Genomic DNA, 13,947 nt, shown 5'->3' with positions numbered 1-13,947 from the left:
CGACTCAGCCCGAATGCCTCGGGCATCCAACAGCGCCATTATAGAGATATCACTTTAAACGGGCTGCGGAAGAGCGGTGCGGTGGGCACGTTCGACGGCCTGGCCCCAGTACGTTCCGACGATCATGAGGACCGCCCCGACGGAGGCCCACACGGTGAGCCTTTCGCCGCCGAGACTGATCCCGATCGCGACGGCCCAGATCGGCTCGGTGCCCAGCAGCAGACTGGCCCGGCTCGCGGACGTGCGCTGCACGGCCCAGGTCTGCGCCAGGAAGGCGAACACGCTGCAGAACAGGGCCAGGTAGACCAGCTGCGACCAGGTCGCGGCGCTGCTGTGGGCGAGGGCGGGCAGATCGGTGAGGGCGGGCGCGAGGAACAGCGCCGAGCCGACAACTGTCTGAACCGTCGTCAGGTGGAGCGGGTCCATGGGACGGTGGGCGGTGAGCCGTCCGACGAGTGCGACGTGCCCCGCCCGCACCAGCGCGGCGGCGAGCACCAGGGCGTCGCCGAGCCGCAGCGCGTGGAATCCGGTGCCGGCGGTGAGCAGACCGACCGCCAGCACGCACAGGCCGGCGGCGCCGAAGAACCTTCCGGGCAGTCTGCCGCTTCCTGCGGTCCGGTCCAGCAGGGGTGTCAGCACGATGGTCAGGCTGATGATCAGCCCGGCGTTCGCCGCGCTGGTGTGCGCGACCCCGTAGGTCTCCAGCACCAGCACGGCGGCCTGCGTGACCCCCAGCACCGCCCCGGCACGGACCTCCGCGCGGGTCCAGCGGCGCGCCCGGCGACGGGAGGCGACCAGGGCTCCGCACGCGAGGGCGGAGATCGCGTAGCGGGCGAACAGCACGGTGGTGACCGGGAGCGTTTCGGTGGCCGTCTTGGCCGCCAGGTAGCTGGAACCCCAGACCAGTGCGATCAGGAACAGGACGGCATCGGTACGGCGGGCGACGGGCATGTCCCCACGCTGCACCACCAGCATGTTGAAGACAATCACCAGCTTCTAAAGCAAAGCTGTAGCAGCCCTACACTGTGCGCATGGACGAGCGGCAACTCCGGATCCTGCGAGAACTGGGCGAGCTGGGCAGCGTCAGCGCGGTCGCCCAGGCGCTGCATGTGACGCCCTCAGCGATCTCCCAGCAGTTGCGCCTGTTGCAGCGCTCGGTCCCCGTCCCGCTCACCGAGCGCGCCGGGCGCCGGGTGGTGCTGACCGAGGCCGGGCAGTCGCTGGCGCGCGCGGCCATCGAGGTGGAGACGGCCCTGGCCCGAGCACGACACACCGTCGCCGACTTCGCCCAACGACCGGACGGCGACGTCTCGCTGGCGGCGTTCCACAGCGCGGGCTCGGCGTTCTTCCCCCTGTTGCTGCGCGGCCTCGCCGGACCGGGCCGCCCACGGCTGGCTCTCGCCGACGAGGACGTCGCCCAGGACCGGTTCCCCGCCCTCACCCGCGACCACGACCTCGTGCTGGCCCACCGCCTCGACCACAGCCCGCCCTGGCCCCGCACCGTCACCGCCGGAACACTGCTGCGCGAGCCGCTGGACGTCGCCCTGCCGACCGGCCACCCGCTCGCGGCCAAGGCGGTGCTGCTGCCGCAGGACGTGGCCGACCAGCCCTGGATCACCGTCCATGACGGCTTCCCGCTCATGTCCACGATCGAGGCCATCGGCAGCGTCGCGAACCGTCGTCTCGACATCGTCCACCGCATCAACGAGTTCGCCGTGGCGGCCGAGGCCGTGGCCGCCGGGGGCGGCCTGGCGCTGATGCCCCGCTGGACGGCGCGCCCGCACCCCGACCTGGTCCTGCGCCCGTTGGGCGCGGTCCACGCCCGCCGCCACATCGACGTCCTCCACCGACCGGAGCGCACCGCACGACAGGCCGTCCGAACCGTCCTCGCCGAGTTGCACCGCGCCGCCGCGCAGATCCAGGGCCAGGACAGCGACGCGTCCCAACCCGATGCAGGCGCCGCCGCAGACCCGTCAGCCCGGTGAACCCCGGTCCAAGCCCGGTCCGGGGTGCGAGCGGGGCGGACGGGGCGTCAGGATGCGCCGGTGGAGGTGTGGCTGCCGCCGGAGCCCGCTCCCGGGAGCGTGGGCGCCTGCGCGCCGCCGCCGGAGTTCGCGCCGGAGCCGCCGGTGAAGTCGCCGACACCGCCGCTACCGCCGCCGTCCGAGGCGTGCGAAGGCAGCAGGGACGCGAGGTCCGGCAGGGCGTGGGCGTAGCCGAGGCCCAGCACGAGGGCAGAGGCGGCCGAGCCCACGACGGTCCACCGGGTCAACCGGCGCACCCGCAGCAGCCCGGCGCGGCGGCGCTCGTACGGACCGGTCGGTCGCTGCGGCTGTGCGGCGGACATGGCAGCCTCCTCCCCCGGCGTGCGGGAGACGCGGACAGCGGGAGGCGCGCACGGCGCGCTCCTCGCCTCATGTCTCCAGTGTGCGTGAAAGCCTGTCAGCCGCCGGTACGGAACGTCTTCAAATCCGGTTAAGATCCGGGCCCGGCCGCCCGCAGCGGCCCGGAGCACCCCGGCGGCGGCTCTACGCTGGGGCAATGGCACAGGTCACCGACACCGCAGCGGCGAGCGCCGCCCTGTCCGTGCTGGTCGTCGAGGACGACCAGGGCATCGCGGACTCCCTCGTGCGCGGGCTGACCCGGGCCGGCTACGCCGTCCGCTGCGCGGGGACCGGGGCGGAGGCGCTCGGCGCGCGGCCCGTCCCCGACGTCGTCCTGCTCGACCTGGGACTGCCCGACCTGGACGGCGTGGAGGTCTGCCGCCGACTGCGCCGTCACTCCGACGCGGCGATCATCGTGGTGACCGCGCGCGGTGAGGAGGCGGACCGGGTCGCGGCCCTGGACGAGGGTGCGGACGACTACCTGGTCAAGCCCTTCGGCCTGGCCGAGCTGCTGGCCCGGCTGCGCGCGGTGCTGCGCCGCACCCGCCCGAGCGGCACGGAACTGATCGTGCACGGCCCCCTCACCGTGGACCCGCGCACCCGGCGCGTCACCGTCGGCGGCCAGGAGATCGCGTTGACGCCCAAGGAGTTCGACATCCTGCACTGCCTCGCGGTCGATCCCGGCCGGGTCGTCACCCGGCAGGAGATCCTGGAGCGCGCCTGGGACGCCCACTGGTACGGGCCGACCAAGGTGCTGGACGTCCACATCGCCGCGCTGCGCCGCAAGCTCGGCGCGCCGGGCCTGGTCGAGACCGTCTACGGTCGCGGCTTCCGCCTGGGCGACCCGTCCGGGGTGGCGGACACCGACGACCGCGAGGACGGCGACGGCAACGACGCCGACCGCGACGGCTCCCCCGCGCCGGACGCCCGGCCGTGACACGACGGATCGCCCTCAGCGTGGGGGCGCTGATCGTCGCCCTGCTGGTGCTGGCCGTGGTGCCGCTGGGCATCTCGATCACCGACCGCGAGCACGACTCCTTCCGGGAGGAGACCGCCGCGTGGGCCCGCTCCGTCGCCTCGGCCGCCGAGGAGCACCTGTCCGACAACCATCCCGACACCGAGGCCGCCGAGCAGGTCGCGAACGCGGCGAAGCACGGCGACTGCGCCCTCGTCTACGACAAGCACGGCACGCTGATCCTCTCCACCCCGTGCCACACCACCGCCCTCCCGCCCTCGGCCGTCGCGGACGTGCTGCGCACCGGGAAGGCGCAGAGCCGCCAGGACGGCGGCTGGCTGACCATGGCGATCCCGGTCGACGACACCGTCCCGCCCTCGGGGGCGCTGCTCTACTCGCGGCCGACCGACGACCTGAACCGGCAGCTGCTGACGGTCTGGGGCTGGCTCACCCTGTGCGCGCTGGGCGCGCTGGCCGCCGCCCTCTTCGTGGCCACCCGGCTGGCCCGCTGGGTCGGGCGGCCGCTGGTCAACCTGGACGACGCCGCCGCGCGCCTCGGCGAGGGCGACCTCGGCGCGCGGGCCACCGTCACGGACGGGCCGCCGGAGGTGCGCCGGCTCGCGGCCACCTTCAACGCCATGGCGGCCCGGACCGAGAACCTGATCCACGGCCACCGTGCGGTGATCGCCGACGTCTCGCACCAGCTGCGCACGCCGCTCACCGCGCTGCGCCTGCGGCTCGACCTGCTGGCGGCGGACGTGGAGGACGACGTCGCCGTGGAGCTGGCCGGCGCGCAGGAGGAGATCGCGCGCCTGTCGCGGATGGTCGACGGCCTGCTGGCGGTGGCCCGCGCCGAGAACTCGGTGCCGCGGGCGACCTCGGTGCGGCTGGACCGCGTCGTCGCCGACCGGGTCGCCGCGTGGGAGCCGGTGGCCGCCGAGCGCGAGGTGCGGTTCGCCGCGAGCGGACCGGCGGGCCTGACGGCCTCGATGGGCCCCGGGGACCTGGAGCAGGCGCTCGACAACCTCTTCGCCAACGCGCTGGAGGCCGCGCCGCCGGGTGGGCAGGTGGAGATCCGCACCGGACGCGACGCGGAGGGTGGCACGGTCGAGCTCGCGGTGATCGACCACGGGCCGGGGATGGACGAGGCGGCGCGCGAGCGCGCGTTCCGGCGCTTCGACACCGGACGGGAGAGCGGGACCGGGCTCGGTCTGGCCATCGTGCACCGCCTGGTCACCGCGAACGGCGGCCGGGCGACGCTGGAGGAGACGCCGGGCGGCGGGCTCACCGTCCGCCTCTCGCTGCCCGCAGGCCCGTCCGAGTCCCGCGCCGCACGACCCGCACGCCCGGTCCGCCGCGAGCGCCGCCCGTCACGCGGCGAGCGCGGCGGAGGCGGGGAGCGCGGCGGAGGCGAACCCGGAACTCCAGACGGTTGATCACCGCACCACAGCCGATGTTTACCGGTTCTTAAGACTTCCTGAACCGAAATCCCGGGGTCCGGGTGTGCAGGCTGGTGCGGTAGCCGCCCGCCAACCCCGAGGAGACGCCAGATGGACGCCCCCGAGCAGCCCGCGGCCCGCGCCCGGGCCCACCGCCGCGACCGGTCGGTGCGCCGCGTCGGCAACACCACCCGCTGGGTGACGGCGGCCGCCGCCCTCGGTTCGGTCGCGCTCGCCACGGGCTACGCCCAGGCCTCCACCACGGGCGGCGGCGCGAGCGGCGGCACCGCGGCGCCGACCCCTGCGCCCTCGACGCCTTCGACCGCTGCTTCGAGCAGTCCGAGCACCAGCGCGTCCGCCTCCCCCGAGGCGACGGCTCCGCACACCCAGGCGCCCGCGACGCACTCGGCGACGCCCCACCGCACGCACAGCACCGCCCCTGCCCCGGTGCCTGCGCACACCTCCGCCGCGCCCTACATCCCGCCGACCCCCGTCGCGCCGACGCACACGGCCGCCGCTCCCCCGCCGGCCCCGGCGCCGCAGCCGACCCACACGACCTCGGGTGGCTCATGAGCACGCCCTCCCATGATCACGACGGCCAGCCCGGCCAGGCGACCTTCCCCGTCTTCGGGACCACCGCCCACCTGCTGGTGACCGATCCGACGCGGCTCGCGCCCGCCCTCCGGCTGCTGCACGCCGAGCTCGCGGCGATCGACGCCGCCTGCAGCCGGTTCCGCGCCGACTCAGAGCTGTCCCGCGTCAACGCGGCCGCCGGTGCGGCCGTGGTCGTCGGCCCGCTGCTGGCCGAGGCGCTGGACGTGGCGTGGCAGGCGGCGGCGGAGAGCGGCGGCCTGGTCGATCCGACCGTCGGCGCGTCCGTCATCGGCCTCGGCTATGACCGCACCTTCGCCTCACTGCGCCCCGAGCAGCTCGGCGCGCCCGCGACCTCGCCCGCGCCCGGCTACCGGAACGTCGAGTGGGAGCCGGCCCGCAGGCGCGTCCGGCTGCCGGCCGGGAGCGCGCTGGACCTCGGGGCGACCGCCAAGGCGTGGGCCGCCGACCGTGCCGCGCAGCGGATCGCCGCCGCGGTGCGCTGCGGCGTGCTGGTCAACCTCGGCGGCGACCTCTCCGTCGCGGGCGGGACCCCGGCCGGCGGCTGGCGTGTCTCGGTCGCCGACGACCACCGCGCGCCCGCGCCCGACTCCCCCGTGGTCGCGGTGCACAGCGGCGGTCTGGCGACCTCCGGCTCCGTCGCCCGCGCCTGGCAGCGCGCCGGGCGGCGGGTGCACCACATCGTCGATCCCCGCACGGGCCGGAACCCGGCCGCCTGCTGGCGCACCGTCACCGTCGCGGCCCCGTCCTGCGTCGCCGCGAACACCTCCGCGACGGCCGCGATGATCCTCGGCCCCGAGGCTCCCGCCGCGCTCCGGCACGCGGGCCTGCCTGCCCGCCTGGTCCGCGAGGACGGCGGCGTGGTCCGCGTCGGCGGCTGGCCCGACGACGTGCCGGCCGGTGGCGCGACCAGCGCGCCGGACGACACCCCGAACGAGCGAGGCGCGGCATGACCCCCACCACGGCCCTGCTCGCCGCGGGCACCGCGCCCAGCCCGCTCTGGTACGCCACCCGCGCGGGAGGCACCGTCGCGCTGGTGCTGCTGACCGCGACCGTCGCCCTCGGCATCGCCGTGGGCGGACGGCACACCCCGCGCACGGTCGCCCGGTTCGAGGTCACCAACCTGCACCGGAACCTGGCGTTCCTGACGCTGGTCTTCCTGGCCCTGCACATCGTCACGGCGGTCCTGGACACCTTCGTCCACCTCGGCTGGTGGATCACCCTGGTGCCGTTCACCTCGGGCTACCGCACGCTGTGGCTGGGCCTGGGCACGGTCGCCTTCGACCTGCTGCTGGCCGTCACGCTGACCAGTGCGACCGCCGGACTTCGCCTGCGGATCGGGCAACGGCGCTGGAAGGCGATCCACTGGCTGGCGTACGGCTCGTGGCCCGTCGCCGTCTTCCACGCCGCCGGGACCGGCACCGACACCAGGCAGCCGTTGCAGCTCGCCCTGTACGCGCTCTGCCTCGGCGTGGTCGTGCTGGCCGTCTGGTGGCGCCTGTTCCGCGCCGGGCCGGGGCACGCGACCGTCCGCCTGGCGGCGGGCGCGGCGACGCTCGCCGTCCCGCTCGCGCTGGTCGCCTTCCTGCACGTCGGCCCGCTGGCGCCGGGCTGGTCGCACCGCGCCGAGGCCCCGGCAGGGGCTACTGCCACGGCGTCGGCGTCGCCCGCCCACGCAAGAACGGCCGGACCGACGAACGAGGTGACGCGATGACCGCCGAGAGCGTCCACGAGTCGACCCGCCCGATGCCCGCCGTCCCCGCCGACGGCTCGCAGCCGGGACCGCACGGCACCCGGCTCCTGTCGGGCTGGTTCACCACCGGGCGGGCGGCCGACCTGGCGGACCATCTGGACCGCTACGGCCCCCTGCCGCTCGACCGCGCCCACCGGGGCCACGCGTCCCCGCTGATCCATGCCGTCGACCAGGCCGGCCTGACCGGTCGCGGCGGCGCGGCGTTCCCGACCGCCCGCAAGCTGCAGGCCGTCGCGGACGGCCGCGGTGCCGCCGTGGTGGTCGCGAACGCCATGGAGAGCGAGCCCGCGAGCGCCAAGGACGCGACGCTGCTCCAGCTCGCGCCACACCTGGTCCTGGACGGGATCGCGTTGGCCGCCCAGGCGGTCGGCGCGCGCGAGGCGCACCTGTGCGTCGCCCGCACCCGGCAGCAGCAGGCGCGCGAGCTCCACGCGGCCCTGGCCGAGCGCGAGCGCCACCGCGTCGACCCGGTGCCGGTGCGCCTGCACGAGCTGCCGCACCACTACGTCTCCAGCGAGGAGAGCGCGCTGGTGCGATGGCTGAACGGCGGCGACGCCAGGCCGATGTCCACGCCGCCGCGCCCGTTCGAGAAGGGCGTCGGCAAGCGCCCGACCCTGATCGACAACGTCGAGACGCTGGCGCACCTCGCGCTGATCGCCCGCTACGGCCCGGCCTGGTACCGGGAGGCGGGCGCCCCCGACGCGCCCGGCACGACGCTCGTCACCCTCGGCGGTGCGGTGCGGCATCCCGGCGTCTACGAGGCCCCGATGGGCGCGCCGCTGGGGCGCCTGCTCGCGCACGGCGGCGGGCCGAGCGAGCCGCTGGCGGCGGTGCTGGTCGGCGGCTTCTTCGGCAGCTGGCTGCCGGCGAACGAGGCCCTGCCGACGCGGTTCACCAAACAGGACCTCGCCGCGCTGGGCGCCGGTCCCGGCGCGGGGGTGCTGGTCGCGCTGCCCCAGCGCGCGTGCGGGCTGGCGGAGACCGCCTCCGTGCTGGCGTTCCTGGCCCGCAACGGCGCGCAGCAGTGCGGCCCGTGCCGGTTCGGGCTCCCCGCCGTCGGGGAGGACTTCGCAGCGCTCGCCTTCGGCCGGCTCGACGTCGACGGGCTGCGGCGGCTTGAGCACCGCGTCGGCCTGCTGGCCGGACGCGGGGCCTGCCGCCACCCGGACGGCGCGTCCCGGTTCGCCGCGACCGCCCTGCGTGCGTTCGCCGCCGACGTGGAGCGCCATCTGCACCACGGCCCCTGCCCGGCGGTGCACCAGCCGCCCGTCCTGCATGTGCCGACGGGTTCGGTCCCCGGCGCGGACGAATGGAGGTGACCGGCATGGCGATCACCCGATCGACCGAGCTGTCCCTGCGGCTGGACCGCATCGCCTGCGAGGGCCACGGGGCCTGCGCCGAGCTGCTGCCGGAGCTGCTGTCGCTGGACGAGTGGGGATATCCCGTCGTCCACTCCGCGGCGGTTCCGCCGGGGCTGGCCGCGCACGCGCGCCGGGCCGTCGCCGCCTGCCCGGTGCTGGCCCTCCGCCTGGAGCGGTCCCGTCCCTGACGTCAGGGACGGTGCGCGGTACGGGAGCTGAACGAGTTCTTAGTCACCGGTCCGGCAGACTCTCGGCCACGAGTCCGAGTCCTGCGCGCAGGCTCCCAGCGCGCCCCCGGAAGGATGCACCCGGTGACCACTGCCCCCGCCGCCGTGACCCGTCAGGAGCACCGCGCCGCGCGCGGCCCCGAGGGCAACGAACGGCTGACGGCCGCCACCGGCACCGTGCTGCTGGTGCTCTTCGCCGTCCAGGGCGTAACGATCCTGTCCCTGACGCAGTTGCTGACGGTGCACTTCTTCGTCGGCCTGCTGCTGACCGGCCCGGTCGCCCTGAAGATCGGCTCGACCGGCTACCGCGCCTTCCGGTACTACACCGGAGCGGACGCCTACCGGCGCAAGGGCGCGCCCGTGATGCCGTTGCGCCTGCTGGGCCCGTTGCTGGTCCTCTCGTCGGCGGCGGTGCTGACCACCGGCATCACGCTGGCCCTGCTGGGCCGCGGCCGCACGGCCGACCAGGTGCTCTTCCTGCACAAGGCGTCGTTCGTCCTCTGGGTGGGCCTCGCCGGGATCCACGTGCTGGCGCACCTGTGGCGGCTGCCGCGGCTGCTCGCCTCGGACCTGGGCCGCCGGGCGGTGACCGGACGCGGACTGCGTTGGGCGCTGCTCGCCGCGGCCCTGGGCACGGGCCTGGTGGTCGCCCTGCTGGGCGTGCACCTGGTCTCCGGCTGGGCGCCCGGCCACTTCGGCAGGTGACCCTCGCGGCCCGGTCCGACACGGACAGCGACATGGTTTGCGCAGGCCAGCGTGGGTACGTGGGCACTGCGGGGACTCCGCTTTGAGCGGCCGGAGCCCCGTGCCGCGAGGACAAGGACAGGTATCCTCGCGGCTCCTCACCCGGGATGCCGGGAACGTGGGTACTCCGGCATCCCGGGACCGCGTCACCACCTGAAGAGCGGCCGGGCAGCCGGTGCGGGCGACGATCCGGTGCGGGAGACGGTGGGCCGATGACGGATCCGGACCCCCGGCGCATGGCGGCCGGCGGCGTCTTCGACGTGGCGCCGACGCCCTGGACGGCGCTGGCCTGGCTCCCTCCCGACGAGGTGTGGCCGCCGGTCCAGGCGGTTCGGCGCGATCACGACCCGCAGATCCGGCGCTGGCCGCCGCATGTCAACGTGCTCTTCGGGTTCGTGCCCGAGGCCGACTTCGACCTCGCTGCGCCCCTGATCGCCGAGGCGCTGGCAGGCGTGCCGCCGTTCACCGCCCGGCTGGCGGGGGTGCGGACGTTCCGGCATCACGCGTACAGCACCGTCTGGCTCGACCCGGACGCCTCGGGCGACGGCTCCTGGCAGACCCTGCACGAGGAGCTGGTCGAGCGGTTCCCGCGCTGCCGCGGGCGCTTCGAGGCCTTCACGCCACACCTGTCCCTGGGCCGGACCACCGATCCGCGGCGGGTGGCCGCCGAGTGCGCGGCCCGCCTCGACGCGTACTCCGCCCGGGTGGTCGAGTTGGCGCTGCTGTCGCGCCGCGGGGCCGACGATCCGATGCGGCCGCGGGCTTGTGTCGCGCTCGGCACGGGCGTGATCCGCCGGTCGGCGGGCAGGGACACGACACGCCGGTGATCTTCCGCCGAAGCGCGCACAGGCCGATCATCTGCTTATCGTCTTTCTCATGCACGTCGAACGTCGCCTGATCCTTCGTCGGGCCGCGCAGGCCACCCTGGTCGGCGGCGTCACGGCGGCGCTGGTACGCGCCTCCGGCGCGGCCGGGCCGGACGCCCCCGCACGCGTCTGGGCCGAACCGGCGGACCTGCACTGGGTCGCCGACCAGCCCGCCATCGTCCGCCGCGCCGACTGGGACACCGTCGCGCCCACCCGCCCGCTGCCCCCACCGCGCTACGCCCAGGCGGTGAAGGCCGTCTTCGTGCATCACACCGACAGCGGCAACGAGTACTCCCTCAGCGACGTCCCGAGCATCATCTGGAGCATCCACGACGACCAGACGGGCCGGCGGGGCTGGGACGACATCGGCTACAACTTCCTGGTCGACCGCTTCGGCACGGTCTACGAGGGACGCCACGGCGGGGTCGACAAGCCGGTGATCGGCGCCCACTGCAGCGGCTTCAACCTCAACACCGCGGGCATCGCCGCGATCGGCACCTTCACCGACGGCGCGACGCCGACCGCCGCCATGCTGACGGCCATCGGGGCGCTCGTCGCCTGGAAGCTGAGCCTGCACGGCGTCGACGCCCTCTCGTCGACGACGCTGACCTGCACCGACTCCGACAGCCGCTACAAGGTGGGCAGCCGCGCCGGCTTCGCGGTCGTCTCCGGCCACACGGACGCCGACTGCACCCTCTGCCCCGGGTCGACGCTCTACGCGGCGCTCCCGGGCATTCGTCAGGACGCCGCCCGCATCCAGCAGTCCAGCGACCATCCCGTCTTCGGGACCGACCGGCCCGTGCTGCAGACCAAGCCGACCCCGGGCCGCTGAGCGGGTCCGCCCGCGCGTGCGGGTGATTCACCCCCACCGGGCGTGACAGGGCCTCAGATCCGGTGATGCATACACATCATCCGATGATCCGTACGCCGCTCGCGCACGCCCTGAGGGAATCACCATGACCGACCACGACGCGGACGTCCTCCCCGACGCGTCCGGCGCGGACGCGTCCGCCGCCGCAGCCCCCGCCGACGCAACCGACCGGGCCGAGGGCGCCACGGCCGTGGCGGCGCCCCGACGCCGTCGCCGCCGCCGTCGGCTTCTGCCGTGGAAGCACCCCAGGGACCTGACGCCCGATCAGCGCCGCCGTCGGCAGATCGTCACCCGCTGCGCGCTGGCCGCGGTCCTGCTCTGCGCGAGCTGGCTCGGCTGGTCGATCGGGCAGGCGCTGACCTACCCCGGCCGCGACGGCGTCGAGGCGCGGCTGGCGGAGTGGGGGCGCGACCACCACCTGGGGCTGGTCATCAACCAGTTGGAGGACTGGCAGTACGCGCTGAACCCGCCGCGGGTCGGCGGCTCGCTCTCGGCGGCCGAACTGGCCCGAATGAAGGCGACCCAGCAGGCTTCGCCCGAGGGCGGGGCCGTGCCGCTGCGCGCCCCGATGCCCACCAGCATCACCCCGCGCCTGCCGGGCGAGGGCGTCTGGCGCGCCCTGGTCACCACCCACGGCCTGCCACTGGTCCAGGGCACCTACGTGCGCCCGGACGCGGAGCACTCCTCCTACGAGGCGGCGGTCGCCTGGATCAGCGCCTCCCATGCGACGTTCTTTCTGCACCCGGGCTTCCGCGAGCCTGGCGGCTCGTTCGCCGTCCCGCCGACCATCCCCGTCGGACAGCGCACCGGCCTCATCGCCACCTGGAACGGTGGCTTCCGGATCACCGACGGCACCTCCAAGGGTGGCTTCTACCTCGACGGCCGCACCGACGGAACGCTGCGCGACGGCGCCGCCTCCGAGGTGTTCTACAAGGACGGATCCATCCGCATCGGCACCTGGGGCCGCGACGTCACGATGACGGCGGACGTGGTCGGCGTGCGCCAGTGCCTGCAGCTGATGGTCGACGGCGGCCGGCTCGCCTCGAACATCGACGTGCCGTACGCCTACGGCTGGGCCTACCAGGGCAAGAAGTACGTCGAGCGCTCGGGCGTCGGCGTGACGGCCAACGGCGACATCATCATGGTGGTCGGCCAGGCCCTGTCGGCCCGCACGCTGGCCGAACTGATGCAGCACGCGGGCGCGGTGCGCGCGATGCCGCTCGACATGAACGGCGCGTGGCCCTCGTTCATGAGCTACGACGCGAGCGCGGACCCGGCGAACCCGAAGCCCAGCAACATCCTGGACTTCGGCGAGGCCGCCGACCGCTACTACACCCAGGCCACCCGCGACTTCGTCGCCGTCTACGCCAAGTGAGCGCCGCGCGGCTCAGGGCCGGCGTGAGAACCCGCGGGGCCCGGCCGGCCTGGCACGGCACCTCGCCGCGTCGTCGGGCACGGCCAGGCACACCCGGCACGAGGCCGACCCTCCGCGTTGCGATGCTCCCCCGCCTTCGCCCGGGAGGTACGCCGGCGCCGGACGACCCGGGCCGATCCGACGCGACTTCTAAGACCGGCCCTGGCCGGACGGCTTGCGCCCGACGAGGTGGAAGACGCGGCTCATCGCACGGTAGGGGTCGCGACGGCTCGCCTCCAGTTCCACCGCGGCCGCGGCCTCGACCTGCTTACGGTCGTTCGGGTCCAGCTCGGCGCCGCCGAAGTCGAGCCAGTCGACGAAGAGCCACACCCCGTACCAGCGCACCGGCTCCACGCCGCGGGCCTGCAGCAGGCCGCTGATCTCCTCCACCGTGGTGGGCCACGTCGGCACGCCCAGCACGCCGATCTCCGCCCTGGCGTCGAAGGACGCCAGGGCGTCCTCCCAGCGCCGTTCCATGGCCGGGCGGACCGCCATCGCGTGGGCGTTGCCCGCCATGATCGACACGATGCCGCCGTCCGCGACGCACCGGCAGAGCTGGTCCACCAGCGGCTCGGGGTCCTCCATGTAGCCGAGCATGCCGTGGCAGAGCACGGCGTCGAAGTGCCGGCCACCCACCGCCTCGTCGGCGTGCTCGCCGTCCGCCTGCAGCAGCGTCACCCGCTCGCGCACCTCGGCGGGGAGCCGTGCGAGGCGCTCGCGGGCCTTGTCGAGCATCGCGGCGGACGGATCGATCAGCGTCACCTCGTAGCCGGCCTGCGCCAGCGGGAACGACTGGTGCCCCGCGCCGCCGCCGACGTCGAGCACGGACGCCGGGGCCGCCGGCAGCTGCTCCAGCAGCTGATGGTGCATCACGTAGGTGCGCACGCGCCCCTTCACCGTGGCGTACGCGCCGTCGGCGAACTGGTCGGCGAGATCGGCCCAGGTGTCATTGCCCATCACACCACTGTACGCGGACGGGCCTTCACGCCTGCCGCCTCCCCTGCGGACTCAGCGCGGGTCGCGGTGGCGCGTGCCCAGCACGTCGTGCGTGGTGATCTCACCGCGGACCAGGGCGCCGGCGTCCGCGTCCTCCTCCGCGATCGCGGTTCCCATGATCTGCACCATCCGGGTCAGATCCACCAACTGTCATCGCCTCGACGCACCGCGTGTCCGACTGCTTGTAGGAGATCTCACGATCGAGAGCCCGGTGTTCCTGTTTTCCAGGCGCGCCTGACCGCATCACCGGTGTTCAAACCCGCCGGCGCGACTTTCCTGCGCGCGACCTTCTGCGCGACGGCGGGGAGCGGCGGGCCGTCGGGCC

Annotated in this window: 15 protein-coding genes; 12 read left to right on the top strand and 3 right to left on the bottom strand. The window is 74.8% G+C overall.

All coding sequences use genetic code 11. The features are described from left to right. Nucleotides 1-54: 54 nt before the first annotated feature. On the bottom strand, nucleotides 55-951 hold the full coding sequence (locus TR49_RS11815) for a DMT family transporter (protein ID WP_042380845.1): 897 nt from the start codon (nucleotides 949-951) through the stop codon (nucleotides 55-57). 80 nt (nucleotides 952-1,031) lie between these two features. Here TR49_RS11815 and TR49_RS11810 point away from each other — a divergent pair, with 80 nt between their 5' ends. Beyond that, nucleotides 1,032-1,985 carry a LysR family transcriptional regulator gene (locus TR49_RS11810; RefSeq protein ID WP_042380566.1) on the top strand — a complete coding sequence of 318 codons (954 nt, stop codon included), beginning with the start codon at nucleotides 1,032-1,034 and terminating at the stop codon, nucleotides 1,983-1,985. Nucleotides 1,986-2,032: 47 nt separating this feature from the next. Here the strand turns inward: TR49_RS11810 and TR49_RS43740 are convergent, their stop codons facing one another. After that, complete coding sequence (locus TR49_RS43740) at nucleotides 2,033-2,347, bottom strand: hypothetical protein (RefSeq protein WP_042380564.1); 315 nt, start codon at nucleotides 2,345-2,347, stop codon at nucleotides 2,033-2,035. Nucleotides 2,348-2,541: 194 nt separating this feature from the next. Between TR49_RS43740 and TR49_RS11800 the strand changes: the two genes are divergently transcribed. From TR49_RS11800 to TR49_RS11750, 11 genes are all read left to right on the top strand, one after another. Next, entirely contained in the window at nucleotides 2,542-3,321 is a 780-nt protein-coding gene (locus TR49_RS11800) for a response regulator transcription factor (RefSeq protein WP_084724807.1), read from the top strand. Next, nucleotides 3,318-4,775, top strand: coding sequence for a sensor histidine kinase (locus TR49_RS11795; RefSeq protein WP_084724806.1), 1,458 nt, complete (start codon nucleotides 3,318-3,320; stop codon nucleotides 4,773-4,775). Before TR49_RS11800 ends, TR49_RS11795 begins: the two co-directional genes overlap by 4 nt. A gap of 114 nt (nucleotides 4,776-4,889) precedes the next feature. After that, nucleotides 4,890-5,351 carry a hypothetical protein gene (locus TR49_RS11790; protein WP_042380562.1) on the top strand — a complete coding sequence of 154 codons (462 nt, stop codon included), beginning with the start codon at nucleotides 4,890-4,892 and terminating at the stop codon, nucleotides 5,349-5,351. Further along, nucleotides 5,348-6,343: an FAD:protein FMN transferase gene (locus TR49_RS11785; RefSeq protein WP_042380560.1), complete on the top strand. Its 996-nt coding sequence runs from the start codon at nucleotides 5,348-5,350 to the stop codon at nucleotides 6,341-6,343. Before TR49_RS11790 ends, TR49_RS11785 begins: the two co-directional genes overlap by 4 nt. Further along, the gene (locus tag TR49_RS11780; RefSeq protein WP_063770070.1) at nucleotides 6,340-7,104 is read left to right on the top strand and encodes a ferric reductase-like transmembrane domain-containing protein; all 765 of its coding nucleotides are present in this window, start codon (nucleotides 6,340-6,342) and stop codon (nucleotides 7,102-7,104) included. Before TR49_RS11785 ends, TR49_RS11780 begins: the two co-directional genes overlap by 4 nt. Further along, complete coding sequence (locus TR49_RS11775; protein WP_236653329.1) at nucleotides 7,101-8,462, top strand: NADH-ubiquinone oxidoreductase-F iron-sulfur binding region domain-containing protein; 1,362 nt, start codon at nucleotides 7,101-7,103, stop codon at nucleotides 8,460-8,462. The genes TR49_RS11780 and TR49_RS11775 overlap by 4 nt, the downstream gene beginning before the upstream one ends. Nucleotides 8,463-8,467: 5 nt before the next feature. After that, the gene (locus TR49_RS11770) at nucleotides 8,468-8,692 is read left to right on the top strand and encodes a ferredoxin (RefSeq protein WP_084724826.1); all 225 of its coding nucleotides are present in this window, start codon (nucleotides 8,468-8,470) and stop codon (nucleotides 8,690-8,692) included. A gap of 123 nt (nucleotides 8,693-8,815) precedes the next feature. Further along, nucleotides 8,816-9,436, top strand: coding sequence for a hypothetical protein (locus tag TR49_RS11765; protein WP_042380556.1), 621 nt, complete (start codon nucleotides 8,816-8,818; stop codon nucleotides 9,434-9,436). A 251-nt stretch (nucleotides 9,437-9,687) separates the two neighbouring features. Further along, nucleotides 9,688-10,302, top strand: coding sequence for a 2'-5' RNA ligase family protein (locus TR49_RS11760; protein WP_042380554.1), 615 nt, complete (start codon nucleotides 9,688-9,690; stop codon nucleotides 10,300-10,302). Nucleotides 10,303-10,351: 49 nt separating this feature from the next. After that, nucleotides 10,352-11,173, top strand: coding sequence for a peptidoglycan recognition protein family protein (locus TR49_RS11755; RefSeq protein WP_063770069.1), 822 nt, complete (start codon nucleotides 10,352-10,354; stop codon nucleotides 11,171-11,173). Nucleotides 11,174-11,297: 124 nt separating this feature from the next. Continuing rightward, nucleotides 11,298-12,587, top strand: a complete 1,290-nt coding sequence (locus tag TR49_RS11750; protein ID WP_042380552.1) for a phosphodiester glycosidase family protein — start codon at nucleotides 11,298-11,300, stop codon at nucleotides 12,585-12,587. Between the two features lie 189 nt (nucleotides 12,588-12,776). Here the strand turns inward: TR49_RS11750 and TR49_RS11745 are convergent, their stop codons facing one another. Then, nucleotides 12,777-13,583: a class I SAM-dependent methyltransferase gene (locus TR49_RS11745; protein WP_042380550.1), complete on the bottom strand. Its 807-nt coding sequence runs from the start codon at nucleotides 13,581-13,583 to the stop codon at nucleotides 12,777-12,779. Nucleotides 13,584-13,947: the final 364 nt, after the last annotated feature.

Origin of the sequence: Streptacidiphilus melanogenes (assembly GCF_000787835.1) — a bacterium.
In the GTDB taxonomy this organism is placed as follows: domain Bacteria; phylum Actinomycetota; class Actinomycetes; order Streptomycetales; family Streptomycetaceae; genus Streptacidiphilus; species Streptacidiphilus melanogenes.
Note: the sequence above shows the minus strand (reverse complement) of the source record. Positions and strands in the feature narration are given on the sequence as shown.